Origin of the sequence: Caballeronia terrestris (genome assembly GCF_001544515.1) — a bacterium.
In the GTDB taxonomy this organism is placed as follows: domain Bacteria; phylum Pseudomonadota; class Gammaproteobacteria; order Burkholderiales; family Burkholderiaceae; genus Caballeronia; species Caballeronia terrestris.
The window spans coordinates 1-545 of record NZ_FCOL02000625.1 but is presented as its reverse complement, the minus strand read 5'-3'; the positions used below and the strand labels follow the sequence as shown (position 1 = coordinate 545).

Sequence of the window (545 nt, the reverse complement as noted above, 5' to 3'; positions counted from 1 at the left end):
GACGACAACTTCGCCACGATTGTCACCGCTGTCGAAGAGGGACGGCGAATTTACGAGAACATTCGTAAATTCGTACGTTACGCGTTGACGTGCAATTCAGCTGAAATATGGACCATCTTTCTCGCGCCCTTCCTCGGTTTGCCGATCCCGCTTCTCCCGATTCACATCCTGTGGATCAACCTTGTAACAGATGGCCTACCGGGCCTTGCGCTTGCGGTCGAGCCGGCGGAGAAAGGACTGATGCGCCGGCCGCCACGGCCGCCCGATGAAAGCCTTTTCGCACACGGCATCTGGCAGCACGTCCTGTGGGTAGGACTGTCGATGGCGGCTATCTCACTTTTTACCCAAGCATATGCCATCCATCAGTCATCTGCGCACTGGCAGACGATGACCTTTACCGTCCTGACCCTGTCTCAGATGGGCCACGTGCTCGCCAGCCGATCAGAACATATGTCTCTGTTCGAACAAGGCCTACTTTCAAACCGTCCCTTGCTTGCCGCGGTCCTGCTCACCCTCTTCTTACAACTGATGACGATATATGTGCC

At 55.6% G+C, this 545-nt stretch carries 1 protein-coding gene; it reads left to right on the top strand.

The genetic code is table 11. From position 1 onward, the window contains the following. Positions 1 to 545 (top strand): cation transporting ATPase C-terminal domain-containing protein (locus tag AWB67_RS39270; protein ID WP_143746867.1); only part of this gene is annotated, 545 nt, incomplete at both ends.